The organism is Kineococcus gynurae, from assembly GCF_042433995.1.
GTDB classification, from domain to species: domain Bacteria; phylum Actinomycetota; class Actinomycetes; order Actinomycetales; family Kineococcaceae; genus Kineococcus; species Kineococcus gynurae.
This window is the reverse complement of record NZ_JBHLUI010000012.1, coordinates 403,591-427,733: the sequence shown is the minus strand read 5'-3', so window position 1 is coordinate 427,733 and position 24,143 is coordinate 403,591. Positions and strand designations below refer to the sequence as shown.

23 protein-coding genes and 1 pseudogene are annotated in these 24,143 nt (G+C 73.1%); 10 read left to right on the top strand and 14 right to left on the bottom strand.

Annotated elements, in window-relative coordinates; genetic code table 11:
* Nucleotides 1–113: 113 nt before the first annotated feature.
* Nucleotides 114–1,043, top strand: coding sequence for a Gfo/Idh/MocA family protein (locus tag ACFFKU_RS17945; protein WP_380140144.1), 930 nt, complete (start codon nucleotides 114–116; stop codon nucleotides 1,041–1,043).
* Here ACFFKU_RS17945 and ACFFKU_RS17940 read toward each other — a convergent pair.
* Both ACFFKU_RS17940 and mca read right to left on the bottom strand, forming a co-directional pair.
* Nucleotides 1,040–1,291, bottom strand: coding sequence for a hypothetical protein (locus ACFFKU_RS17940; RefSeq protein WP_380140142.1), 252 nt, complete (start codon nucleotides 1,289–1,291; stop codon nucleotides 1,040–1,042). The two genes, ACFFKU_RS17945 and ACFFKU_RS17940, sit on opposite strands and share 4 nt — an antisense overlap.
* Complete coding sequence (mca, locus tag ACFFKU_RS17935; RefSeq protein WP_380140140.1) at nucleotides 1,288–2,190, bottom strand: mycothiol conjugate amidase Mca; 903 nt, start codon at nucleotides 2,188–2,190, stop codon at nucleotides 1,288–1,290. Before mca ends, ACFFKU_RS17940 begins: the two co-directional genes overlap by 4 nt.
* Nucleotides 2,191–2,311: 121 nt before the next feature.
* On the opposite strand from mca, the gene ACFFKU_RS17930 reads away from it, so the two are divergent.
* Together ACFFKU_RS17930 and greA are read left to right on the top strand one after the other, a co-directional pair.
* The gene (locus ACFFKU_RS17930) at nucleotides 2,312–2,743 is read left to right on the top strand and encodes a DUF4307 domain-containing protein (protein WP_380140138.1); all 432 of its coding nucleotides are present in this window, start codon (nucleotides 2,312–2,314) and stop codon (nucleotides 2,741–2,743) included.
* Between the two features lie 159 nt (nucleotides 2,744–2,902).
* Nucleotides 2,903–3,391, top strand: coding sequence for a transcription elongation factor GreA (greA, locus tag ACFFKU_RS17925; RefSeq protein WP_380140291.1), 489 nt, complete (start codon nucleotides 2,903–2,905; stop codon nucleotides 3,389–3,391).
* 48 nt (nucleotides 3,392–3,439) lie between these two features.
* Here greA and ACFFKU_RS17920 read toward each other — a convergent pair whose 3' ends face one another.
* A complete protein-coding gene (locus tag ACFFKU_RS17920; protein WP_380140136.1) occupies nucleotides 3,440–4,579 on the bottom strand; it encodes an AI-2E family transporter in 1,140 nt (379 codons plus the stop codon).
* Nucleotides 4,580–4,624: 45 nt separating this feature from the next.
* The gene (locus tag ACFFKU_RS17915; protein WP_380140134.1) at nucleotides 4,625–5,923 is read right to left on the bottom strand and encodes an ATP-binding protein; all 1,299 of its coding nucleotides are present in this window, start codon (nucleotides 5,921–5,923) and stop codon (nucleotides 4,625–4,627) included.
* A gap of 104 nt (nucleotides 5,924–6,027) precedes the next feature.
* On the opposite strand from ACFFKU_RS17915, the gene ACFFKU_RS17910 reads away from it, so the two are divergent.
* Nucleotides 6,028–7,455, top strand: coding sequence for a sigma 54-interacting transcriptional regulator (locus ACFFKU_RS17910; protein WP_380140132.1), 1,428 nt, complete (start codon nucleotides 6,028–6,030; stop codon nucleotides 7,453–7,455).
* A gap of 4 nt (nucleotides 7,456–7,459) precedes the next feature.
* Here the strand turns inward: ACFFKU_RS17910 and ACFFKU_RS17905 are convergent, their stop codons facing one another.
* Complete coding sequence (locus tag ACFFKU_RS17905; protein WP_380140130.1) at nucleotides 7,460–8,044, bottom strand: DUF1802 family protein; 585 nt, start codon at nucleotides 8,042–8,044, stop codon at nucleotides 7,460–7,462.
* A gap of 49 nt (nucleotides 8,045–8,093) precedes the next feature.
* Here ACFFKU_RS17905 and ACFFKU_RS17900 point away from each other — a divergent pair, with 49 nt between their 5' ends.
* Nucleotides 8,094–9,326 (top strand): CaiB/BaiF CoA transferase family protein, encoded by a 1,233-nt coding sequence (locus ACFFKU_RS17900; protein WP_380140128.1) that lies wholly within the window; start codon nucleotides 8,094–8,096, stop codon nucleotides 9,324–9,326.
* The gene (locus tag ACFFKU_RS17895) at nucleotides 9,323–10,225 is read left to right on the top strand and encodes a hydroxymethylglutaryl-CoA lyase-like TIM-barrel protein (RefSeq protein WP_380140126.1); all 903 of its coding nucleotides are present in this window, start codon (nucleotides 9,323–9,325) and stop codon (nucleotides 10,223–10,225) included. The genes ACFFKU_RS17900 and ACFFKU_RS17895 overlap by 4 nt, the downstream gene beginning before the upstream one ends.
* A gap of 7 nt (nucleotides 10,226–10,232) precedes the next feature.
* On the opposite strand, the gene ACFFKU_RS17890 is transcribed toward ACFFKU_RS17895, so the two are convergent.
* Complete coding sequence (locus ACFFKU_RS17890) at nucleotides 10,233–12,332, bottom strand: nucleoside/nucleotide kinase family protein (RefSeq protein WP_380140124.1); 2,100 nt, start codon at nucleotides 12,330–12,332, stop codon at nucleotides 10,233–10,235.
* Between the two features lie 237 nt (nucleotides 12,333–12,569).
* On the opposite strand from ACFFKU_RS17890, the gene ACFFKU_RS17885 reads away from it, so the two are divergent.
* Nucleotides 12,570–13,622: a LacI family DNA-binding transcriptional regulator gene (locus ACFFKU_RS17885; protein ID WP_380140290.1), complete on the top strand. Its 1,053-nt coding sequence runs from the start codon at nucleotides 12,570–12,572 to the stop codon at nucleotides 13,620–13,622.
* Nucleotides 13,623–13,634: 12 nt separating this feature from the next.
* Here ACFFKU_RS17885 and ACFFKU_RS17880 read toward each other — a convergent pair whose 3' ends face one another.
* The 6 genes from ACFFKU_RS17880 to ACFFKU_RS17855 form a co-directional block, all read right to left on the bottom strand.
* Complete coding sequence (locus tag ACFFKU_RS17880; protein ID WP_380140122.1) at nucleotides 13,635–14,954, bottom strand: HNH endonuclease signature motif containing protein; 1,320 nt, start codon at nucleotides 14,952–14,954, stop codon at nucleotides 13,635–13,637.
* Between the two features lie 265 nt (nucleotides 14,955–15,219).
* Entirely contained in the window at nucleotides 15,220–15,672 is a 453-nt protein-coding gene (locus tag ACFFKU_RS17875) for a hypothetical protein (RefSeq protein ID WP_380140120.1), read from the bottom strand.
* A gap of 23 nt (nucleotides 15,673–15,695) precedes the next feature.
* Nucleotides 15,696–15,941 carry a hypothetical protein gene (locus ACFFKU_RS17870; protein WP_380140118.1) on the bottom strand — a complete coding sequence of 82 codons (246 nt, stop codon included), beginning with the start codon at nucleotides 15,939–15,941 and terminating at the stop codon, nucleotides 15,696–15,698.
* Between the two features lie 38 nt (nucleotides 15,942–15,979).
* Nucleotides 15,980–16,459, bottom strand: coding sequence for a hypothetical protein (locus tag ACFFKU_RS17865; RefSeq protein WP_380140116.1), 480 nt, complete (start codon nucleotides 16,457–16,459; stop codon nucleotides 15,980–15,982).
* Nucleotides 16,456–16,929 carry an RNA polymerase sigma factor gene (locus ACFFKU_RS17860; protein ID WP_380140289.1) on the bottom strand — a complete coding sequence of 158 codons (474 nt, stop codon included), beginning with the start codon at nucleotides 16,927–16,929 and terminating at the stop codon, nucleotides 16,456–16,458. Before ACFFKU_RS17860 ends, ACFFKU_RS17865 begins: the two co-directional genes overlap by 4 nt.
* Before the next feature lie 174 nt (nucleotides 16,930–17,103).
* Complete coding sequence (locus tag ACFFKU_RS17855) at nucleotides 17,104–18,660, bottom strand: CoA-acylating methylmalonate-semialdehyde dehydrogenase (RefSeq protein WP_380140114.1); 1,557 nt, start codon at nucleotides 18,658–18,660, stop codon at nucleotides 17,104–17,106.
* A 182-nt stretch (nucleotides 18,661–18,842) separates the two neighbouring features.
* Between ACFFKU_RS17855 and ACFFKU_RS17850 the strand changes: the two are divergent.
* The 3 genes and pseudogenes from ACFFKU_RS17850 to ACFFKU_RS17840 all read left to right on the top strand — a co-directional run bounded on the left by ACFFKU_RS17850 (nucleotide 18,843) and on the right by ACFFKU_RS17840 (nucleotide 23,177).
* Nucleotides 18,843–20,287: pseudogene (locus tag ACFFKU_RS17850) on the top strand (sugar porter family MFS transporter).
* Between the two features lie 55 nt (nucleotides 20,288–20,342).
* A complete protein-coding gene (locus tag ACFFKU_RS17845; protein ID WP_380140112.1) occupies nucleotides 20,343–22,397 on the top strand; it encodes a vWA domain-containing protein in 2,055 nt (684 codons plus the stop codon).
* A gap of 33 nt (nucleotides 22,398–22,430) precedes the next feature.
* The gene (locus ACFFKU_RS17840; RefSeq protein ID WP_380140288.1) at nucleotides 22,431–23,177 is read left to right on the top strand and encodes an aminoglycoside phosphotransferase family protein; all 747 of its coding nucleotides are present in this window, start codon (nucleotides 22,431–22,433) and stop codon (nucleotides 23,175–23,177) included.
* A 43-nt stretch (nucleotides 23,178–23,220) separates the two neighbouring features.
* On the opposite strand, the gene ACFFKU_RS17835 is transcribed toward ACFFKU_RS17840, so the two are convergent.
* Complete coding sequence (locus ACFFKU_RS17835) at nucleotides 23,221–23,751, bottom strand: hypothetical protein (protein WP_380140109.1); 531 nt, start codon at nucleotides 23,749–23,751, stop codon at nucleotides 23,221–23,223.
* Nucleotides 23,748–24,068, bottom strand: a complete 321-nt coding sequence (locus ACFFKU_RS17830) for a helix-turn-helix transcriptional regulator (RefSeq protein ID WP_380140107.1) — start codon at nucleotides 24,066–24,068, stop codon at nucleotides 23,748–23,750. Before ACFFKU_RS17830 ends, ACFFKU_RS17835 begins: the two co-directional genes overlap by 4 nt.
* Nucleotides 24,069–24,143 lie beyond the last annotated feature (75 nt).

Here is a 24,143-nt window from a genome sequence, read left to right as displayed (position 1 = left end):
CTGCTGCGCGGCGATCGGCGACCGGGGAGCCCCGGACACCCCTACGACGCGGGGGCGGGCCCGGACGTTCACGGTCCCGGGAGGACGTCCGGCGGATCTGTCAGGGTGGAACGGTGAAGACCCCCACCCGCTTCGCCGTGCTCGGCACCGGTCACTGGGCCCGGACCTGCCACGGGGCCACCCTCGCGGCGCACCCGGACGTCGAGCTGGTCGGGTTCTGGGGCCGGGACGTCGGACGGGCCCGGGCCGCCGCCGCCGAGCACGGCGGGGAGGGGTTCGACGACCTCGACGTCCTGCTCGACCGGGTCGACGCGGTGACCGTCGCGCTGCCCCCGGACGTGCAGGCCACGGTCGCGCTCCGGGCGGCCGCGGCGGGGCGGCACCTGCTGCTGGACAAGCCGATCGCGCTGGACCTCGCCGCCGCCGACGAGCTGGTCGCGGGCGTGCGGCGCTCCGGGGTCGCCTCCGTCGTCTACCTCACCTACCGGTTCCAGCCCGAGATCACCGACTGGCTGGACGAGCTCGCCGCGCGCGCCCGCCGGGACGGCCCCTGGGAGGGGGCGGTGGCCCGCTGGGCCGGGTCCATCGACGTCCCCGGCAACCCGTACGGCGCCTCTATGTGGCGCCGTGAGCGCGGGGGCCTGTGGGACACCGGACCGCACGCCCTGTCGGTCCTGCTGCCCCTGCTCGGCCCGGTCCGTCGGGTCGCCGCCGGGCGCGGGGTGCGCGACGCGCTCGTCGTGGCCCTGGAGCACGAGTCCGCGGCCGGTTCCTCGATGTCGCTGACCCTCACCGCCCCCGCCGGGGCGGGCGGCAGCTTCGCCACCGTGTGGGGGCCCGGGGGCCGGCACGACCTGCCCCGGTTCACCCAGACCCCCCAGCAGGGTTTCGCCCGGGCGGTGGACCGGCTGCGCGAGGCGGCGGGGACGGGCCGACCCGACGAGCTCGACGTCAGCGCGAACCGGCACACCGTCGCCGTGCTCGCCGCGGCCGAGGAGTTCGCCGCCCGCGCACCCGGCGAGCGCGGGGTCGAGGTCTCCTAGTCCTGCCGCGGGGTCTCGGACTCCTGCTGCGCCGCAGCCGCTTCCGCCTCGACCTGGGCCCGCTGGTTCACCCGGCGGACGCGCCGGGCCATGCTGCGGCCCAGGAAGTAGACCGCGAGCGCCAGCAGGAAGAGGGCCAGGAACCCGCCGATGCCGGGCGAGACGAGATCGGCCGGCGGCGTCTCCTGGCGGGTGGGAACCGGGGTGCTGGTGGCCGCGACCAGGGCCAGCACCAGGGCGCTGCTCACGCGACCCCCTCGCGCAGCCCGGCGAACAGGTCGTCCTCCGGCGTCGTCGTCGGCACGTGCGACACCGCGAGGTGGTAGTCCTCGGTCGGCCACATCTCGCGCTGCAGGTCCATCGGCACCCCGAAGAAGAACCCGTCGGGGTCGATCTGGGTGGCGTGGGCGAGCAGCGCCCGGTCGCGGGTCTCGAACCAGTCGGCGCACTCGACGCGGGTCGTGATCTCGAGCTCCGGCGGGGCGGGGTGGGCGTGGCCCTCCTCGGCGTCGGCGTCCATGCGCTGCACCCACTCGGCGAAGGGCGACTCCAACCCGCGCTCGATCATCGCGTCGTGGAACGCCCGGATCCGGCGCCGGTGGAACGTCGCGTGGTAGTAGAGCTTGTCGACCTGCCAGGCCGGCCCGGCCGCCGGGAAGGCCTCGGGGTCGGCCGCCGCCTCGAAGGCGGCGAGGGACACCTTGTGGCACATGATGTGGTCGGGGTGGGGGTAGCCGCCCGTCTCGTCGTAGGTGGTCATCACGTGGGGGCGGAACTCCCGCACGACGTGGACCAGTGCGTTCGTCGTCAGCTCCAACGGCTCCAGCGCGAAGCACCCCGGCGGCAGCGGGGGCAGCGGGTCGCCCTCGGGCAGCCCGGAGTCGACGTAGCCGAGCCAGCGGTGCTGCACCCCGAGCACCCGGGCCGCCTCGGCCATCTCCCGGCGGCGGTACTCGGCCATGTCCCGCGCGAGCCGGGCGTCGCCCTGCAGGCGCGGGTTGAGCACGTCGCCCCGCTCCCCGCCCGTGCAGGAGACGACCAGGACCTCGACGCCCTCGGCCGCGTAGCGGGCCATCGACGCGGCCCCCTTGCTCGACTCGTCGTCGGGGTGCGCGTGCACGGCCATGAGCCGCAGCGGTTCCGCCACCGTTCCCTCTCCCTCGGTCAATCCGTCTCGCCGCCGCCGGACCCCTCGGCGGGGCCGTGCGACCATCGGGACCATCCTCGCCGATCGGCGGGGGTCTGCCAGCACCGGGAGCCCCAGCAGCATGAGCCGACCGTCCGCCGACGTCCCGGCCGACCACCTCGCGGCCCGCTACGGCCGGTCCCCGCGCGGGGGGCGGCCCTGGTACCGGCGGCCGTTGCCGCTGCTGGGCGCGGTCGTGGCCGCGCTGCTCGTCCTGGCCTACGGCGCCTGGATCGCGGTGGAGCAGACCCAGGGTCCGACGGCCACCGAGATCGGGCACCGCATCCTCGACGACTCGACCGCCGAGCTGCGCCTGGAGATCAACCACGAACCGGGGGTGGCGGCGCGCTGCACCGTGGCGGCGCTCAGCGAGACGTCGGCCGAGGTCGGGCTGCTCGACGTGGACGTCGCCGCGGACGAGCCGGCGGCGGTGCAGCGCACCGTCACCGTCCGCACCACGGCCCGCGCGGTCACCGTCCGGGTGGGCTCGTGCAGCGAGGTCCGCGCCTCCTGAGCGTCCCCGGACGGACGGGTCCGGGCTGGACAGCCCGCGCCGACGGGCTACCGTTGACCCTTCGAGTCGCTCGCTCCCGCGCCGCGGGACGGGCGACTCTGGCGTAGGGGGCGGCCGTCCGGGTCCCCCCGTGAGAGGAGCGAACCACCCGTGAGCGAGATGACCGACGGCAGCGTCACCTGGCTGACGCAGGACGCGTACGACCGGCTCCGCTCGGAGTACGACCACCTGTCCGGCGAGGGCCGCACCGAGCTCGCGAAGCGCATCGAGCAGGCCCGCGAGGAGGGTGACCTCAAGGAGAACGCGGGCTACCACGCGGCCAAGGAGGAGCAGGGCAAGCAGGAGCTGCGGATCCGTCAGCTCAAGCACCTGCTCGAGACGGCCAAGGTCGGCGAGGCCGAGGTGCCCGCCAGCGGCGAGGTCGTGCTCGGCTCGGTCGTCACCGTCGAGCTCGCCGGTGACGAGATGACGTTCCTGCTGGGCAGCCGCGAGATGGGCGACGGAGCCGGTCTCGACGTGTACAGCGAGAAGTCCCCGCTGGGTTCGGCCGTGCTGGGCCGCAAGCCCGGCGACGAGGTCAGCTACACCGCCCCGAACGGCAAGGAGTTCGCGGTCACGGTGAAGAGCACCAAGCCCTTCACCGGCTGAACCGCCGCGGGGGTCCCCCGCGCGTCCGCCCCGGCCCGGCCCGTCCGCTCAGGACGTGGTCGGGTCGGGTCGTTCCGGGGCCAGGGGCGCGTCGGACTCCTCGATCTCCTCGACCTGCTCCTGCGGGCGTCCGCCCCGGGCCAGCGCGGTGATCCCGGTGTTGAGGACGGCGATCAGCGGCACCGCGAACAGGGCGCCGACGATGCCGAAGACGGTGGCCCCGCCGGCCACGCCCAGGATGACCGCGAGCGGGTGCACCGCCACGGCCCGGCCCATCAGGAACGGCTGCAGGACATGGCTCTCCAGCTGCTGCACGCCGATGACGACGCCCAGCATGATCAGCGCCGTCCCCGGCCCCTGGGCGACGAGGGCGACGAGCACCGCCACGGTTCCCGAGAGCAGCGCCCCCACGATGGGGATGAACGCACCGAGGAAGACGAGCAGGCCCAGCGGGATCGCGAGCGGGACGCCGAGCACGGCCGCCCCGATGGCGACCCCGGTCCCGTCGGTGAGCGCGACGATGATCGTGGCCCGCATGTAGTGCGTGAGGGTCACCCAGGACTGCCCCGCGGCGGAGTCGAGCGGTCGTCGCGCCGGGGAGGGCAGCAGGTGCACGAGCCAGGACCAGATGCGGCGCCCCTCGAAGAGGAAGAAGAACGTCGCGAACAGGGTGATGAAGAACCCGGCGATGATGTGGGTCGCCGTGGTCGCGAAGCCCAGCGCCCCGGAGACCAGGCTGCTCTGGTTCTCCTTCAGCGTGGCCTCGGCCCGGCTCAGCAGGTCGGAGAGGGCCGTGGAGTCCAGGTGCAGCGGCCCCGAGGCGAGCCACGACTCGACCTCGGCGACGCCCTGGGTGGCCGAGCGGGACAGGTCGGAGAACCCGTCCGCGGCCTGCGAGCCGACGATGGTGACCAGCCCGGAGAGGATGCCGGCCGCCAGGAGCATCGTGACCGCGACGGCCAGCGCCCGCGGGAGACGGGCCCGGCGCAGCAGCGCGACCACCGGGGAGAGCAGGGCGGTGAGCAGCAGCGCGACCAGCACCGGGATGAGGATCTCGGAGAGGAAGCTGAGCCCGAAGGCCAGCAGGACGACCGCGCCGACGATCACGAGGAACCGCCAGGACCAGGAGGCGGCGGTGCGGACCGCCGGGCTCACGTAGGACGGCGCGGTGGAGGGGGCCTCGGGCATGGGGCCATCCTGCTCCGTGATCACCGGCGCGCGCGCCGAGGCGGGTCAGACGCGGCCGAGGCGCGCGATGTCCTCGGAGAACTCCGCCGCCGTCTCGGCCGAGACCGTGGCCCGGGTGACGGCCACCGCGTCCAGGTAGTCCTCGGTGCGCGGTCCCGCGTGGGCGGCGTCCTCGGCGGAGAGGGTGAGGGCGTGCTCCATGGCCGCCTGCGAGGCCCGCCGGGCGGCGAACTCGATGTCGGCGGGCGAGAACCCCTCGCTCTCCTCGACCACGCGGGCCAGGTCGACGTCGGCGCGCACGGGCTCGGGCACGTACCGGCTCCAGATCGCCGCCCGCGCGGTGGCGTCGGGCAGGCCGATCGGGAGCAGGTAGTCGAAGCGGCCGTGCCGCAGGAACGCCCCGTCGATGGCCCGGATGAAGTTGGTCGCGCACACCAGGAGTCGACCGGGTTGCTCACGGAAGGCCGGGATGAGCTTGAGCAGCTCGTTGGTGACGCCCTGCATGGCCGAGGGCGGTTCCCCGCCGCGGTGGGCGGCGATCTCCTCCACCTCGTCGATGAACACCACGACGTGCTCCAGCTGCGCGACGCGGGCGAAGGTGTCGCGCAGGGCCCCGGCCAACCCGCGGGGGTCCCCGGCCAGGCGGGAGGGGAAGACCTCGACGAAGGGCCACTCCAGGCGGGAGGCGATCGCCTTGGCGAACGTGGTCTTGCCCGTCCCGGGCGGTCCGAACAGGATCACCGCCCGCGGCGGGGCCACGCCGAAGCGGGCCGCGAGGTCGGGGTTGGCCAGGGGCGTCACCAGGCGTCGTTCCAGCAGCCCCTTCTCGTTCTCCATCCCGCCGATCCCGTCCCACAGCCCGCGCGGCAGCAGCCGGCCCCCGAGCTCGGCCAGCAGCGCGACCTCCCCGCGCTGCAACGGGAGCTCCCGCTCGACGTAGTGCAGGTCCTTCTTGGCGACGAAACCCCCGCGGCGGAACCCGTCCAGGGTGGCGTCGTCGTCGTTGAGCAGGGCCGAGAGCTTCGTCAGGCCCGCGGTCGCCTCCGTGTCGTCGTCGGTCATGGCCGTCTCGAGGGCGGCCAGCAACCGCGGTGCGGTGCTGCGCTGGGCGGGGTCGGTGGCCAGGAAGACCACCCAGCCCTGGGCGTGCGCCGCGCGACCGACCGCGACCCCCACGACCGCCCCGCGGTGCAGCGCGACGACCGCGAAGTCCTTCTGGCAGGAGGCCAGGACCTCCGAGAGCGCGTAGACCGGTTCCCCGCTGCTGGCCCGCTGCGCCTCCCAGAGGGCGAGGACCGCGTCGAGGTCGTCGGGGTGGAAGGGTCGGATGCTGACCTGGTTCACGGGCCGTCCCTCGAACTCGGGCCCTCCTCGGGCCGGGAGGTCCGTGAGCCTAGGGCACCCTGCCTCTGGTGCGGGTACGGGCGGGCGGACGTAGGTTCGGTCGCGTGACGTCGAGCGCAGTTCCCGCCACCCTCCCGGACGTTCCCGCCGACCTTCCCCGCACGCTGGGCGCGCTGCGCGCGGCGGGCGTGGAGTACCGCGGCATCAAGACCGAGCTGCGGGAGAACCTGCTGGACCGGATGCGGGCCGGCGGCAAGCGGTTCCCCGGGGTCGTGGGGTACGAGGAGACCGTCGAGCCCGAGCTCGAACGGGCCCTGCTGGCCGGGCACGACATCGTGCTGCTCGGTGAACGCGGCCAGGGCAAGACGCGGTTGCTGCGCTCGCTCGTCGGCCTGCTCGACGAGTGGACGCCGGTGATCGAGGGCAGCGAGCTGAACGAGCACCCCTACGCCCCGTTGAGCGCGGCCTCCCGACGGCGGGTCCGGGAGCTGGGCGCCGACCTGCCGGTCGGCTGGCTGCACCGGTCGCTGCGCTACGGCGAGAAGCTCGCGACCCCGGACACCTCGGTCGGCGACCTCATCGGCGACGTGGACCCGGTCAAGGTCGCCGAGGGCCGGACCCTGGGCGACCCCGAGACGATCCACTTCGGCCTCGTCCCCCGCACCAACCGCGGCATCTTCGCGATCAACGAGCTCCCCGACCTCGCCGAGCGGATCCAGGTCGCCCTGCTGAACGTGCTGGAAGAGCGTGACATCCAGGTCCGCGGCTACCAGTTGCGGCTGCCGCTGGACGTGCTGCTGGTGGCCAGCGCCAACCCCGAGGACTACACCAACCGCGGGCGCATCATCACCCCGCTCAAGGACCGCTTCGGGGCCGAGATCCGGACCCACTACCCGCTCGAGGTCGCTCTCGAGGTGGAGCTCGTGCGCCAGGAGGCCGACGCCGTCGCCGAGGTCCCCGAGCACCTGCTGGAGGTCCTGGCCCGCTTCACCCGCGGCGTGCGGGAGTCGCCCGCCGTGGACCCGGCCTCCGGGGTCAGCGCCCGGTTCACCATCGCCGCGGTCGAGACGGTGGCCGCCGCCGCGCTGCGCCGCTCGGCCCTCACCGACGAGGCCGGCGCCCCGGTCGCCCGGGTCGGCGACCTCTGGTCGGTCGTCCCCGTGCTCGGCGGGAAGGTGGAGTTCGAGCAGGGCGAGGAGGGGCGCGAGGCCGAGGTCCTGCAGCACCTGCTGCGGGTCGCCGTGGCCGAGACCTACCGGGCGCGGCTCGGCGGGGCCGAGCTCGGCGCGTTCGCCGAGCTGGTCGCCGAAGGTCGCACCATCGAGACCGGGGAGCTGGTCGCGGCGGAACGGCTGCTGGAGCAGGTCGGCTCGGTGGCCGGGCTCGGGCAGGTGCTCGACCGGCTCGGCCTGGAGGACCCCTCCCCCGGCCGCGCCGCCAGCGGCGTCGAGTTCGTGCTCGAGGCGCTGCACCTCACCCGCCGGTTGGACAAGATCGTCCTCGAGGACGGCCGCACGGTCTACGGCGGCTGAGCCGTCACCCCACCCGGTCGCGGACCGCGGCGGCGACGGCGGACAGGTCGGCGTCGCCGCGGACCGGGTCCCCGGCCGGGGGCGGCGGGCCGGGGAGGGTCAGCCAGCTGAAGCACCCCACCTGCTCCCGGGTCCGGGGCGCCTCGACCGTCGGGGTCAGCGGACGGGTCCGGACCACGAGCGCCGTCAGCTCGTGGCGGGGACGGAAGTCGACCCGGGTGCGCTGCACCGACTCCCGGGTCCAGAGGTGGAACTCCTCGACCTCGGCGAGACGGTCCGGACGGCGGACGACGATCGCGTCGACCACCTCGCACGCGGCTCGCAGCACGACCCGGTCCTCGCTCACGTCGTCCTGGCCGGACACCAAGAGGTCCGCGAACCCCGGCCGGACGGCGTCGGCGTGGCCGTGCGCGACGGTCGGGAACAGCAGGAACGCGCGGGCCCCCACCTCGAACCGCTTCTCCCGGATTCCGCCCTTGCGCAGCAGCAGCGTCTGGCGGCCCTCCAGGAGCGCGTGGACCACCCCGGCCCACTCCTTGAGCGCCGGGACCCCGGTCGGCCCGACCCGTCCCAGCCCGACCCCGTCCACACGGGCGACCCTACCCGGCTAGCCTTCCACCCCGACGAGAGGGAATCCCGTGACCGACGACGACCGAGAACTCCCCCTGGCCGGGGTGCGGGTCCTCGAACTCGGCAACTACATCGCCGCCCCGACCGCGGGCCGGTTGCTCGCCGACTTCGGGGCCGAGGTCATCAAGGTCGAGCGCCCCCGCACGGGCGACGAACTGCGCAACTGGCGGCTGTACGCCGGGGACACCTCGATGCTCTACCGCACCGTCAACCGCGGCAAGAAGTCGATCGTGCTGGACCTGCGCTCGCCCGAGGGGCGCGCGGTGGCCCTGGACCTGGTCGGGGCGTGCGACGCCTTGGTCGAGAACTTCCGGCCGGGGACGCTCGACCGCTGGGGGATGTCGGCCGAGGAACTGCACGCGGTGAACCCCGACCTGGTGGTGGCCCGCATCTCGGCCTTCGGCCAGACGGGCCCGCTGGCCGCGCGACCGGGTTTCGCCGCGGTCGCCGAGGCGTTCGGCGGCCTGCGGGCCCTGGTCGGCGAGGCCGACCGACCGCCGGCGCGGACCGGGGTCTCGATCGGCGACTCGATCGCGGGCCTGTACGCCGCGTTCGGCGTGGTGATGGCCCTGTTCCAGCGTGACCGGCGCACCGCGAGCGGTCGGGCGGCGCCCGGCCCCCGCGACCAGCAGGTCGACGTGGCCCTGAGCGAGGCGGTGCTCTCCATGATGGAGTCGCTGGTTCCCGACCACTCCGCCTACGGGGTGACGCGCACCCGGGTCGGCGGCCGCATGGAGGGGATCGCCCCGTCCAACGCCTACGACTGCGCCGACGGGTCGGTGGTGGTGGCCGGCAACGGCGACTCCATCTTCGGGCGGTTCATGACAGCCATCGACCGACCCGACCTCGCCGACGACCCTGCGCTGCAGACCAACGCGGAGCGCTGGCGGCGTCGCGACGAGCTCGACCACGCCATCGGCGCCTGGACCGCGGCGCGACCCCGGTCGGAGGTGCTGGCCACGCTGGACGCCGCCGGGGTGCCCGCGGGACCGATCTACGAGGCCGCGGACATCCGCTCCGACGAGCAGTTCGCGGCCCGGGGCATGGTGCAGTCCCTCACGGTCGACGCGGGCCGCGGGCCGCAGGCGGTGGACTTCCCCGGGATCGTCCCCGTCCTCGGGGAGACCTCGTTGCCCGTCCGGTCCGTGGGGCCCGATCTCGGGGAGCACACCCGCGCGGTCCTGGCCGAGGTCCTCGGCTGGGACGCGCAGCGGATCGACACGTTCCTGGAGGAGAAGTGACGGTCGAATTGCGCGACGTGACGCTGCGGGACGGGTTGCAGCTGGTCGGGAAGGCGCCGTCGACGGCGCGCAAGGTCGAGATCGCGCGGGAACTCCTCGCCCTCGGGGTGCCCTCCCTGGAGATCGGGTCGATGGCCCGCGGCGACCTCGTTCCCACCCTGGCCGACACGCTTCACATCGTGGACGCCCTGACGCCCGAGGAACTCGCCCGGTGCTGGGTCTGGGTCGCCACCCCCGGTCACGTCCGGCGGGCGCGGGAACGCGGGGTCGTGAACTTCCAGTACTGCCTGTCGGTCTCCGACGCCCACAACCGGGCGAACCTCGGCCGCAGCACCGAGCAGAGCCTCGACACCGTCGCCGACGGTGTGGCCGCCGCGAACGGCGGGCGCGTGCAGCTGACCCTCGCCACGAGTTTCACCTGCCCGTTCGAGGGGCCCGTGGACCCCGGCGAGGTCGTCCGCATCGCGAACGACCCCCGCACCGCCGGGACCGAGGACGTGGTCGTCTGCGACACGCTCGGACAGGCGCGTCCGGGCGAGGTGGCGAGCCTCGTCGCCCGCGTCCGCGACGAGACCCCGCCGCGCCGCATCGGGTTCCACGGTCACGACACCTGGGGGCAGGGGGTCGCCAACGCGGTGGCCGCGGTCGGGGCGGGGGCCGCCTTCGTCGACGGGACCCTCGGCGGTCTGGGCGGGTGCCCCTTCGCCCCGGGGGCCAGCGGCAACACCGCGAGCGAGGACCTCGCCTTCGGGCTGCGCCCGGAGTTCGCGACCCCGGACGCGTTCCGCGCCCTGGTGCGGCTGGGCGAGGACCTGACGGCCGAGCTCGGCGAGAACAACAGTTCCCGTGCGGCGCAGGGGGCACGCTCGCGGGCAGCCGCGTTCGGCTGGGTGCTCTGAACGCGACCTACCGGGCCAGCGCCGCAGCCATCGCGCCGCGGGTGCCGAGCTCGGTGAGTTCGGCCCGCGCTCGCGCGACCGCCGCCCGGAAACCCTCGTGGGTCGACAGGTCGGCGAACACCTCGGGCAGGGCGGCGACGAACCCTCCCGGGGTCTGGTGCTCGGCGGCGATCGCCGCGACCAACCGGTCGTGCCGCCGGTCGGGCACCGCCTCCCCCGCGGCCCACCGGCGTTCCAGCCAGACGCTCCACCCGGCGACCACCAGTGCGGCGACGGGCGGGACCACCCCGGCCGCGATCCGGTCGCGCACCACCGGCAGCACGAAGGTGGGGATCCGGTCGGAGGCGTCGGCGACCTGCCGGGCGAGGGTGTCGGCGATGGCCCGGTTGCCGAACCGGGCGAGCAGCGTGGAGCAGTAGTCGTCCAGGTCGATCCCGGGGACCGGCGGCAGCGTGGGGCGCGCCTCACGGTCCATCCACGCCCGCAGGAACTCCCGAAACCCGGGATCGAGGCAGACCTCGTGGACCATCTCGGCCCCGTCCAGCTGGCCCAGGTATCCCATGACCTGGTGGGAGGCGTTGAGCAGGCGGAGCTTCATCAGCTCGTAGGGTTCGACGTCCGCGACGACCTGGACCCCCACGTCCTGCAGCGGCGGCCGCCCGGCGGGGAACGTGTCCTCCAGCACCCACTGCACGAACACCTCGCTGCGGACGGGCCAGGCGTCGACGATGCCGTGGCGGTCGTGCAGGACGGTGGCGACCTCGGGGGTCGTGGCCGGGGTGATGCGGTCCACCATCGAGTTCGGGAACGCCACCTCGGCCGCGATCCAGGCGGCGAGCTCCGGGTTGACCCGGCTGGCGAACCCCACCAGGGCGCTGCGGCAGAACGTCCCGTTGCCGGGCAGGTTGTCGCACGACACGACCGTGAACGGAACCGTGCCCCCCGCCCGTCGTCGCTGCAGGGCGAGGGTCAGGAAACCGAGCGCGCTGCGCGGGGTCCACGATCCGCCGCGACCGGCCGCCTCCAGGTCGGCGAGGACCTCGGCGTCGACCGGACGGAACTCCCCCGTCGCGTCGTCGACGTTGTACCCGCCCTCGGTGATGGTCAACGACACGATGCGGGTGCCGGGTGCCGCGAGTTCGGCGAGCACGGCCTCGGGGTCGTCCGGGGCGAAGAGGTAGCGGTGCAACGACCCGATCACCCGGGCCTCGGAGCGTCCCGCGTCGTCCAGGGTGAGCGACGTGAACAGGTGGTCCTGGGCGCGGAGGACGTCGCGGGTGCGGGCGTCGCCGGGCAGCAGCCCGACCCCGCAGATACCCCACTCCGGGTGCCCGGCCGCGAGCACCCGGTCGAAGAACATCGCCTGGTGGGCCCGGTGGAACGCGCCGACCCCGAGGTGGACGATGCCCGTCCGCACCGCCGAGCGGTCGTAGGCCGGCAGCGCCGGGTGCGTCGGGTCGGTCCCGGGGACGGTCAGGTCGAGTCGTGGTCGGAGGGCGAGCACCAGGTCGGCCCGTTCCCGCGTCTGCTCGACCCGGAGGCCGTTGGGCAGGTCGACGTCGCGGATCCAGGCCAGGGCCGTCTCGCCGTGGTCGCCGAAACTCGCCCGGCGGGCGGTGAGCCGGCGTTCCCGCTCGCCGGCGTCCACGTCGAGGAACCACACCTCGTCGAGCTGCTCCCGGACCTCGCCCCAACCGTGGTCGTCCAGCAGGAGGTAGTTCCCCTCGGTGACCACCAGCGCGACGTCGGCGGGGACGGCCTGGGCCCCCGCGACCGCCTCGTCGAGCCCACGGTCGAACACCGGGGCGTAGACGGTTCCCGATTGCTGCGCCCGGATCCGCCGCAGCAGGGCGACGTAGCCCGCGACGTCGAAGGTGTCCGGTGCACCCTTGCGGCCACGGCGGCCCAACCGGTCCAGCTCGACGTTGGCGAGATGGAACCCGTCCATCCCGACGATCACGACGTCGTCACCCAGGGCGTCGGCCAGGGCCGCGCAGACCGTGGACTTGCCGGCGCCGGGGGCGCCGGTGATGCCGATCAGTCGTCGCCCCCCGGAGGCCTGCAGGTCGCGGGCCCGGCGTACGAGGTCCTCGGGGGTGACGGTCATCGGCACACCGGGTTCACGGTTCACGGGTCGGACGTCGCTTTCGACGGGCCCGGCGGAGCCGGGCGAGGGGGCAGGTGGGGACCGTACGGTCGGGATGACACCGGTGTCAACGACACGGGGTCGGCCGGCGATCACGACCCCGGCTCGGCCATGACACCGGTGACAAGGGCCCCCCGTCTGTGCTTCCATGAGGGACCGCGACCGGACGGACGGACCGAGGAGGCCAGGGTGGCGACCATGCGCGAGGTCGCGCAGCTGGCCCAGGTCAGCGTGAAGACCGTGTCCCGGGTCTTCAACAACGACCCCCACGTCCTCCCCGAGACCCGGACGCGGGTCGAGACGGTGCTGCGGGAGCTGCACTACGTCCCCAACACCGTCGCGACGACGTTCCGCCGTGGCCGGGTCACCTCGATCGGCGTCGCCGTCCCCGACCTCGCCGACCCGTTCTTCTCGGCCGTGGCCAAGGCCGTCGACCAGGTGGCCAGCGAGAACGGGATGACGGTGTTCATCGCCGACATCGGCTGGGACGCGGCCGCCGAGGCCGCGGCCCTCGAGGCCCTGATCAGCCGGCAGCCCGGGGGCCTGGTCATCGTGCCCACCTCGACCGACCAGGGATACCTCCGGCAGTGGGCCGAGCGGATCCCGCTGGTCTTCGTCGACCGGTGCCCGGTCGACCTCGACGCCGACTCCTTCACCGAGAACGACCACGCCGGTGCGTACCTGGCGACCCGGCACCTGGCCGAGCACGGGCACCGCAGCATCGCGTTCTTTGGGGACAGCTTCGACATCACCACGGTCCGCAACCGGTTCGAGGGGTACCAGGACGCCCTCCGCGACGCGGGACTGGTCGTCGACGAGGATCTGGTGTTCCTCGGCGCGACGGACGCGACCGGGGCGGAGGAGGCGGTGTCCCGCCTCTCGGCCCATCCCGCTTCCCCGACCGCCATCTTCTCCTCGAACGCCCGCTGCACCATGCACCTGGTCCCCGCCGTGGCCGGGGGGCACTGGGCGATCGTGGGATTCGGCGACTTCCCCATGGCGAACATGCTGTCCCCGGGGATCACCGTCATCGACCAGGACCCGGTGGCCCTGGGCCGCATGGCCGCCCAACGGGTCGTGGACCGGATCGAGCAGCCGGACCGCCACTACCAGCGCCGCAACATCCTCCCCGTCCGCCTGCGCGAACGGGAGTCCTGCGGATGGTCGGCCGCCGAACCGGGACTGTTCCCCCGCTCCAGCCCGGCGGGGCGCAGTTTCTGGCCCGCTGCTCAGGTCGTCGCCGCCGGCTGACCCGGCGGGTACTCAGAACGGGGGCGCGTCGCCGCCACCCCAGCTCGACGTCACGGTGTCGCGGACCCGGCGTCGGTGGGCGGCGCGGGTCTCGAAGACGTACAGCGTCTTCTGCCGGTGGTGCCTCCGGCAGGAGGCGTGCAGGTTCGACCGCACGGTCCGCCCGCCTTCCTCGAACGGGACCCGGTGGTCCAGGTCGCAGTCGATCGCGGGCACCAGGCAGCCCGGCGTCGTGCACGTCTTGTCACGGCTCTGTACGAACCGTCGCAGCGCGGTGCCGGGGCGGTAGACCCGGGGAGACACGTCCAGGACCTCGCCCGACACCGGGTCGGTGAGGACCCTTCGCCAGTCCCAGTCCGCGGCCAGGGCGCGGGCCAGGGCGGCGGGGACCGGGCCGATCCCGGCGACCTCGCCGGGTTCCTCGTCCAGACCCAGCAACGTCCGTGCGGCGATCGTCACGTGGACGGTGGTGCTGGAGGCGGGGCGGTGGGCGCGGACGTGCTTCACCGGGTTCCCCTCTCCCGCCTCCGCGAGCTCGGTGGGGTCCGACAAGGCCGGGACGCCGTCGCGCATCACGGTGGTCAGGACGTCGGTGAACACGTCGGCCCGGCGTTGCTGATGCGTCCGGTGGTCACGGGTTCCGGTGGCCGTGGCGTGGTCGGCCGCCGCGTCGGCGGCGGCGGTCAACCACCGGTCGAACCGCACCGCGACGTCCTTGCCGACCAGCGCGGTGAGGTGGGCCGAGAGACCGGAGTCCTCACCTGCGTCGCACAGGTCCACCGAGACGTGACGGTTCGCGTCGGCGACCCGGACCGCGACCGGGACGTGGTCGGGGGTGAGGCGGCGGATGACCTTCGTGCAGTGCCGGGTCAACTGCTGCGGGGTCGGGTGGACCTGCGCGATGAATCCGAGCGCGCTGCGGGTGAGTTCGGCCTGGGCGGCGATCAAGGTGTCGCCGTCGAGGACGGGTTCCCCGAACGCGCCCACCCGAACACCCTCCGAACCCTCGATGGGGACGAGGGTGGCTTCTCGGGCGGCGAGGCGGTCGTGGGCGCGGCGGATCACCGCGCGGTGGGTGGCGGTGATGTCCCCCGCCCGGTAGGCGTCGTGCAGGACCGGGTCCTTGAGGGCGTCCTCCGCGTCGCCGACCTGCCCCACGGCTTGCAGGTGGGACAGGTGCCGCGCCTCGGCCAGAATCATCGCGGCCACCTCGGCCACCAGGTGGTCGAGGAGTTCGGGGGTGAGTTTCTCCCCGTCGCGGGTGCAGCCGAGGTCGCGGGCGCGGACCACGTCGGGGTGCTCGCGGCGGACCCAGTCCAGCAGCGCGATCACGGCGTCGATGGCCAGGGCGTGACCGGCGGAACGGACGCGTTCGGAGGCCTACAACAACTCGGTGAGCGCGTCGCGGGGTGACAGCTGCTCCCCTACGTCCACCAGCTCGAAATCCGGTTCCACGACCCCCGCACTCATGTGCGAATTCTACTCGAACAGCTGCCCGTGATCAACGCAGAGTTTGTCCGAAGTCGTTGCTGCACAACGAGTTACCGCCAGAATCGGGTCAGGGATCGTCGTCGAACACTGCCGAGGCATCGGACTCTCAGTCCACGGTGGCGTCCAGTTCCCACCCGTTCTCGCGGCACCGCCGCACGACGTCCGCCGCCTCGGCCAGAGCAGCACGGTGGTACGGGTCGTCGGTGATGGTCTGGGCCAGCAGGAAGTCGTGGGCGAGTTGGTCCAGGTCCTGCGGTCGGTAATGCTGGTCGCGGAACGCCGTCCACCGGGCCAGCTCCGGCAGGCCGGCCGCGTACATCTCGTCGGCGCCGTGACGGAACAGGAAGTCCTCGAGGTCGTCCCCGGTCGCGAAGTTGTCGACGAGGATGGCCGCCGACACTCGTCGTCGGCGCTCGGCCCGGGTCAGCCGCTGCTTCCGACGCCCGGAGCCGTCGCCGGACGGCACCGAGCCGATCATGGTCCGCCCCACGTGAAACCCCTCGCCGAACGGGGCCTGCTCCGCTGCGGACGACCCGGCCCTGCCACTCCTGACAGCCATGCTGCCATCTCGTCGTGGTCCGATCAGTTCTGATTCTCCAGGTCGGTCGGCAACGGCACCCGGATCGTCCCCGCGGTGTCGGGCACGACCATCCCTCCCGTGGTGACGGCGGCGAGGTCCACGGTCTCGACGTCCGCCGGGAGGGTGAAGGCCGCGACCCGCGGAACGTTCTCCCCGGGCACCAACGCCTTCGTCTCCACCGTGAGCGCCGGTGCGGGTTCGCCATCCACGCAGACCTGGACGGCGGCGACGTCGCGGGCCACCATCACCGACCACACGGTCGCTGACCCGGGTTCCCCGCCGCTGTTCAAGAATGACAACTGCGAGGTGATGCGCGAGGGGTCGTCCAGCCAGGCCTGGTGTCGCCGGCACAGAGTCCGTCGTCGGTGTCGATCGGTTCGGCGTAGGCCACGCCGGCGTGGCCCAGTCGCCGGCCCGTCCACCCCGAACCGTCGGAGAAGGTGCTCAGACCCAACAGCGGCGGGCCACCGCAGGCGTCGGGCAGGAGTTTGGGCTGCACCCACCAGTCGCGCCCGTCCGTCGTCCCGCTGATCAGGACGGCTTCGGGGTCGGGCACCCGGAGCCCGTACCCGGCGGCGGCCAGACCGAGCGCGGCCACCCCGGTGGCGACCAGGACGACGACCCGGCGTGGACGCGATGCTCGGGGACTGCCGCCACCGCGATGGTCGAGGTCGGGGACCTGGGCGGCGATGCGCGTCAGGTCGCGGTGGAGGCGGGGCCCCAGGTCGGCTTCGAGTCGGGCCAGTTCGGTGTCGATGCTGTTCACGGCCGGTCCTTTCCGGGGGTCGTGTGCGTCGGCCCTGGCAGCGTTCGCTGCAGCGTCTTCAGGGCGCGGTGCAGGTCGGAGCGGACGGTTGCGGCCGGGCGACCCAGCAGGTCCGCGATCTGGGTCAACGGGAGGTCCTCGTAGAAGCGCAGCACCACGACGGCACGCTGCGTCGGGGGAAGCTGCCGCAGCTCCACCCACGTGTCGTCCGTCTCGGGTGGAAGCACCACGGGTTCGGCGTCGAAGAACGCCGTGAACCGGCGAGCGCGGTAGCGGCGGCGGTGATGGTCGTTGACCGTGTTGACGACCGCGCGACGCAGGTAGGCGGCAGGGTCCTCGATGTCGTCCCACCGCGGGGAGGCACTGGCGAAGACCGCGTGCACGATGTCCTCGGCGTCGTGCCGCGAGCCGGTCATCAGCATCGCCAGGCGCAGCAAGGGTGCATGGTGCCGGCGGTAGGCCGCCTCCAGCGTGGGGCGCTGCAGGCTCGGGGGTCGCTCACACCTGCCTCGTCGTCCGGGCGGCCCCTGGCGTTGCAGCCGTTGCGGAAGAAATGATCGGTCCCCCCACGCGAACGGCCGCCCTCCCCCGCACTCTGCGGGGAAGGACGGCCGTCGACGGATCCCGGAGGACCGGGAGGGATTTCAGGCGTTCTGGGGGAAGCCGAGGTTCAGGCCGCCGTGGGAGGGGTCGAGCCAGCGTTCGGTGACGACCTTGCCGCGGGTGAAGAAGTGCACGCCCTCGGCGCCGTGGGCGTGGGTGTCGCCGAACAGCGAGGCCTTCCAGCCGCCGAAGGAGTAGTAGGCGACCGGGACAGGGACCGGGACGTTGATCCCGATCATGCCGACCTGGACCTCGTTGCGGAATTTGCGGGCCGCGCCACCGTCGTTGGTGAAGATGGCGACGCCGTTGCCGTAGCGGTTGGAGTTGATGAGCTCCATGCCCTCGTCGTAGCCGGCGACGCGGACCACGGACAGGACCGGGCCGAAGATCTCGTCGGTGTAGATCGACATGTCGGTGCTGACCTTGTCGAACAGGGTCGGGCCCAGCCAGAAGCCCTCGGCGACGGCCTGCTCGTCCTGGGCGTCGGGGACGACCTCGCGGCCGTCGATGACCAGCTCGGCCCCCTCGGAGACGCCGGCGTCGACGTAGCCGGTGACCTTGTCGCGGTGGGGGCCGGTGACCAGGGGGCCCATGTCGCAGCCGCGGCGGCCGTCGCCGGTGCGCAGGGTCGCGACACGCTCCTTGATCTTGGCGATCAGCTCATCGGCGATGGAGTCGGTGGCCAGCAGCGCGGAGACGGCCATGCAGCGTTCCCCGGCGGAACCGAAACCGGCGTTGACCGCGGCGTCGGCGGCCAGGTCGAGGTCGGCGTCGGGCAGGACCAGCATGTGGTTCTTCGCCCCGCCCAGGGCCTGCACGCGCTTGCCGTGGCTGGTGCCGGTCTCGTACACGTACTGCGCGATCGGGGTGGAACCCACGAAGGACACCGAGGCGACGTCGGGGTGGGTGAGCAGGCCGTCGACGGCGACCTTGTCGCCGTGCAGGACGTTGAACACGCCGTCGGGCAGGCCCGCGTCCTTCCACAGCTGCGCGATGAAGTTCGCCGCCGAGGGGTCCTTCTCGCTGGGCTTGAGGACCACGGTGTTGCCGGCCGCGATCGCGATGGGGAAGAACCACATCGGGACCATCGCGGGGAAGTTGAACGGAGAGATGATCGAGACGACGCCGAGGGGCTGCCGGATCGAGTACACGTCGATCTTGGTGGAGGCGTTCTCGGAGAACCCGCCCTTGAGGAGGGTGTTGATGCCGCAGGCGAGCTCCACGACCTCCTGCCCGCGCGAGACCTCACCCAGGGCGTCGGAGACGACCTTGCCGTGCTCGGCGGTGATGATCTCGGCGAGCTCACCCTTGCGCTCGTCCAGCAGCTGACGGAACTTGAACAGGACCGTGGTGCGGCGGGCGAGGGAGGTGTCGCGCCAGGCCGGGAAGGCGGCCTTGGCCGCGGCCACCGCGTCGTTCACGTCCTGCTCGGAGGCGAGCACGACCTGCTTGGTCACCTGACCGGTGGCCGGGTCGTAGACGTCGGCGCGACGCTCACCCGAGCCGGCGGCCTGCGCTCCGGAGATCCAGTGCTGGACGACGGCGCCGCCGTCGGCCTGGCCAGCGGCGGCGGTGGAGCTGGCGGTGGTCGTGGTCACGAAAAGATCCTCCTCGAACGGTGCCGTGCAGGGCGTCGTGCACGGGCATTGTGCCACCCTCGGACCCCCATTTGTCCAGACATACTCACACCGACATCGCTCGGCGGGCCGTCCGGCCCGGTGCGGCGTAGCGTCGTCGCGGCTCATCGTGGAGACCCGTACGCACCGGAATCGAGGCGTCCATGTCCGACCCGTCCACCCCCGCCGCCGACGCGGCCGTCCGGACCGCGGTCCGGCGCACCGTGGGCGTCATCGCCCTCGGTGGTCTGCTCTTCGGCTATGACACCGGGGTGATCTCCGGCGCGCTGCTGTTCATCACGCCCGCCTTCGACCTGTCCGAGACCGCGCAGCAGGTGGTCGTCGCCTCCCTGCTGGCCGGCGCCATCGTCGGGGCGCTCGTGGCCGGGGCGGTGCTGGACCGCTTCGGGCGCCGCCGGGTCCTGCAGGTCGCCGCGGTGGTGTTCACCGCGGGCGCCCTGGCCGCCGGACTCGCCCCCGACACCTGGCTGCTGATCGCCGCCCGGATCGTCCTCGGCATCGCCATCGGCGTCTCCTCGGCCGCGGTCCCGGCCTACCTCGCCGAGATCGCCCCCGCCGCGACCCGCGGCCGGATCGTCTCGATGAACCAGCTGCTCATCACCGTCGGCATCTTCGTCTCCTACCTGGTCGGGTTCGCCCTCTCCTCCTCGGAGAACTGGCGGCTCATGCTGGCCCTGGCGGCGGTCCCCTCGGCCGTGATGTTCCTCGGCCTGCTGAAGCAGCCGGAGTCGCCGCGCTGGCTGGCCAGCGTCGGCCGGGTGGACGAGGCCCGCGAGGTGCTGAAGCGACTGCGCCCCGCCGACGAGGTCGAGACCGAGCTGCGCGACATCGCCGACACCCTGCGCGAGGAGTCCCGCTCCAGCTACCGCGACCTGCTCCGCCCCGAGGTCCGCCCCGCCCTGCGGCTCGGGATCGGGGTCGCCGCGGCCAACCAGCTCATCGGCGTCAACGCGGTCATCTACTACGCGCCCACGCTGCTCACCCAGGCCGGGTTCGGCTCGTCGGCCGCGATCGCGGCCCAGGTCGGCATCGGCACGGTCAACATGATCGTCACCGTGCTGGCCCTGATGTTCGTGGACCGGCTCGGGCGGCGGCCGCTGCTGATCGGCGGGACGGCGGTGTCGACCCTGGCGCTGGGGGTGATGGGGCGCTGTACCTGGTGGAGGACGTCAGCACGGTGTCCTGGCTGCTGGTCGGGGCCCTCTGCGTCTACATCGCCGCGTTCGCGGGTTCCCTCGGCATCGCCATCTGGCTGGTGAACTCCGAGGTGCACGCGACCGCCATCCGCGGCAAGGCCTCGTCCATGGGGACGTTCACGCACTGGGGGCTGGACTTCATCATCTCGCTGACCGTGCTGACGATGATCTCGACGTTCACCGAGACCGGAACGTTCTGGTTGTTCGGGGTGTTCGGGCTGCTCGCGACGATCTGGATGGCCAAGGCGTTGCCGGAGACCAAGGGGCGCAGTCTGGAGGACGTCGACGCCGAGCTGCGCGCCCGGGCCACCGGGGCACCCGCGGGCGGCCGGGGCGGGCGCACCCTCGACGTCCGCGACCGGAGCGTGGCGGAGTCGCGGAAGCGGACGTAGCTTCTCCTGCAGGGCCGGCTCCGTTCCCGGAGCGGCCCCGTCGAGGGGAGCACGCATGTCCGACGCCCGTGACCGGCGCCGCCCGGGACGTTTCCGGTACGGCGCCTGGGCCGGCGGTCCGGACCCCCTCGCCCCGCCCTACGACGTCCGGGCCGCGGTCGACGCGGTCGGTCGGGAGGTGCTGCAGGGCGGCAGCCTCCGCGACGCCCTGCGCGACCTGCTGCGCTCGGGCCCGCCGGGTGAGCGCGGCGACCGCGGCCGGGGTCTGGACGACCTGCGGGCCCGCGCCGCGCGGTTGCGGCGCGAGGCCGCGCGTCGCGGGGACCTCGACGGCGCGCTGACCACGGCGCGCGCCCGACTGGACCAGGCTCTGGCCGCCGAGCGCGAGGCCCTGGCCGGACGCGACGACGACGACGCCCGCTTCGCCGAGACCCGCCTCGACGCCCTGCCCCGCTCGACCGCGCAGGCCGTGCGCGAGCTCAGCGACTACGAGTGGGCCTCCCCGGAGGCGCGCGCCCAGTTCGAGCAGATCCTGCAGGGGCTGCGCGACGACGTCCTCGACCAGCAGTTCCGGGGCATGAAGGAGGCGCTGCAGAACGGCGGACCGCAGGCCCTGGCCGCGATGCAGGAGATGCTGCGCGACCTGAACGACCTGCTGGAGAAGCGGGCCCGGGGTGAGGACACCCAGGCCGACTTCGAGGAGTTCATGGCCCAGCACGGGGAGATGCTCGGCTCCGACGCGCGCGGGGTGAACGATCTCGACGCCCTGCTGGACACGTTGGCCCGCCGCTCGGCGGCCGCCAACCGTCTGATGCGCTCCCTCTCGGCCCAGCAGCGGGCCGAGCTCGCCGACCTCATGGACCAGGCCCTCGGTTCCGGCGGGCCGGACGGTCTGGCCGGCGAGGCGTCACGCCTGCAGGACAACCTGCGCGCGCTGCGTCCCGACCTGGACCGCCGCGGCGAGCGGGTCCGCGGGCTGCCGGGCAGCGATCCTCTCGACTACACGCAGGCCGCGGACGCGCTGCAGGACGTCTCCGAGCTGGACGACCTGCTGGAGTCGCTGGGGCAGGAGCACCCCGGCGCGACCCTCGACGACATCGACGTGGAGGCGGTCGAACGTCAGCTCGGTCGTGGCGCTGCCGACGACGTCCGTCGGCTCCGGGAACTGGAACGGGAACTGCAACGGCAGGGGTGGCTCGCCCGCAGCGGCGAGAGCATGACCCTGTCGCCCAGAGCGTTGCGCCGCATCGGACAGACGGCGCTGCAGGCGGTCTTCGACCGCGTCGGCAGCCGCGGTCGAGGAACCCACCAGGACGTCTCGGCCGGGTCCGGGGGGGAACCCACCGGCGCCTCCCGCCGCTGGGAGTTCGGTGACGAACAACCTCTCGACGTCGTCCGGACCATCACGAACGCGCTGCGGCGCGGACCGGAGCAGACCGCGGCAGGGGGTTCGCGGGTCCGGTTGTCCTGGGAGGACTTCGAGGTCGTCGAGACCGAACGCACGTCGCGGGCCGCGGTCGCGCTGTGCGTGGATCTTTCCTACTCGATGGATTCCGGTGGACGCTGGGGGCCGATGAAGGAGACCTCGCTGGCCCTGGCCCACCTCGCCGCGACGACCTACCCCGGCGACGCCCTGCAGATCATCGGGTTCGGGTTGCAGGCCCAACCGATGACCGTCGGGGAACTGGCCGCGGTCGAACCGGACTTCGTGCAGGGCACCAACCTCCAGCACGCGCTCTCCTTGGCGCGACGGCACCTGCGCCGCCACCCCGACGCCGAACCGGTGGTCCTGGTCATCACCGACGGAGAACCCACCGCCCACCTGCACGACGAGGGCTACGGCAGCGGCCCGGAACCACTGTTCCACTGGCCTCCGCTGCCCGAGACCATCCGCGCCACCGTGCACGAGGTCGACCTGCTCACCCGGGCCGGGGCCGTCATCAACGTGTTCATGCTCGGTGAGGACGCCGGGATGCGGCGGTTCGTCGAGTCCGTCGTGCGGCGCAACGGAGGACGGATGCTGTCCCCCAGCCCGGAACGGCTGGGGCAGTTCGTGGTCGCGGACTACCTGCGGGCCCGGGGCGGGCGGCGGGCGCGGCGCGCGTCGTGAGACGGGTCCGAGGGCAGCATGGCTGCGGTCATGATGATGGGCGTGACTGAGGTCGAGATCGTCGTCGCCCACCAGGAGCGGGCCACCTTGCGCGTCGGCGAGGTCTTCCTCAAGGTCGACGCAGACCCGGCGCGCACGAACGTCGAGATGGCCGCCATGGCGTTGGCGCCAGTCCCCACACCGCGCGTCCTCTGGCACAACCGGCTCGTTCTCGCGTTGGCCGCCCTGCCGGGGTCAGCGCTGGGACGCCTGGGGCAGCTCTCGACCGCGTCGCCCCGCGCCTGGACCGCTGCGGGCGCCGCCCTTCGACAACTGCACGACGCACCGCTCCCTCCCTGGCCAGGTCGAGAACTGGAGGAGATCGAGACGAACCTCGACCGGCAGTGCCATTGGCTCCTCGACAACGACGTGCTCCCGGTCGACCTGATCTCACGCAACCACGAGATCGCTCGGGTCGCCCTGCGAGAGTGGACCCCGGCCTTCATCCATGGGGACCTGCAGAGCAACCACGTGTTCGTGGACGGGGACGTCGTCACCGGGGTGATCGACTGGTCCGAGGCCGCACCAGGGGATGCTCTGTTCGACGTGGCAACCCTGACCTTCGGGCACGAGGAGCACCTGACCGACGTCCTCACCGGCTACGACTCGTCCGTCGACCTGGCCGTGATCCGAGGCTGGTGGTCGTTTCGCAGCTTGTCGGCCATCCAGTGGCTGGTCGAGCACGGGTTCGACCCGTTCGCGCCAGGCTGTGAGGTCGACGTCCTGAAGGCGCAGAAGTGACGTCGTGGGGCACCGCGTCGTGAGACGGGTCTGAGGACGGGGCTCAGCCGACGACGTCGTCGCCCTCGTCCACCGGATCGCGCCAGTACCAGGCCAGCGCGGCCGCGGGCAGCATGCCCGCGGTCAGGAGCGCCGAGAAGGTCAGCGCCCACCAGCCCTGGCTCTCGACGAGTCGCCCGTCCGCCTGCCGCACCAGGAAGTCGTTGAGCATCGCCAGCCCGGCCAGTACACCCAGCAGGACCATGGTGAGCCGGGAACCGCGCCGGTAGGCGTGGTCGCGGTCGCTGATCTCCCGCTCGTCGAGCAGGTTCTCGGGGGCGTGGTCGAGCATCCGGGTCGCGCGGCGCAGCGCGCCCAGGCCGACGCTGCCCACGACGGCCATCGCACCCACCACCGTCGGGGTTGCCGGCCCACCGACCGTGGCAGCGGTCACGCCGAGCCCGAAGGTGGCCACGGGAAGCAGAGCGAGGGCCCGGCGCGAGATGCGGGTGGCCAACCACGGCGGCAACGGCGACTGACGTCGTTCCTGCAACCGGGCGTCGGTCTGGGCCCGGTGGGTGCCGAGGGGGTTCATGTGGTCGCTCCTGCCTGGGCGGACGTCGTCGGCGGCGCAGCCGGCGCCGTGGGGGCGGGGTAGAGCTGGGCGGACATGGGCGGGAACGGGGTGAGGGAGAAGACCGCTTCCACGGGGAGACCGAAGTGGCCGGCCAGCCGCAGAGCGAGCTCGACGGAGGGGCCGTAGTCACCCCGTTCGAGGAAGCCGATGGTCTGGACATTGACCCCGACGGCCTCGGCGAGCTGGCGGCGGGTGGTGCCCCGCTCGGCGCGCAGCACGGCGAGGCGGTTGTACAGGTGCTTGTTGTCGTTCGACCCCCCGACGTTGCGCGCCATGCCTCAATGTTGCGGGAACACAACGTCGAGCACAAGAGTCGTGCGGCCCCTCAGGGAGTCGACCCCGCTGCCCAG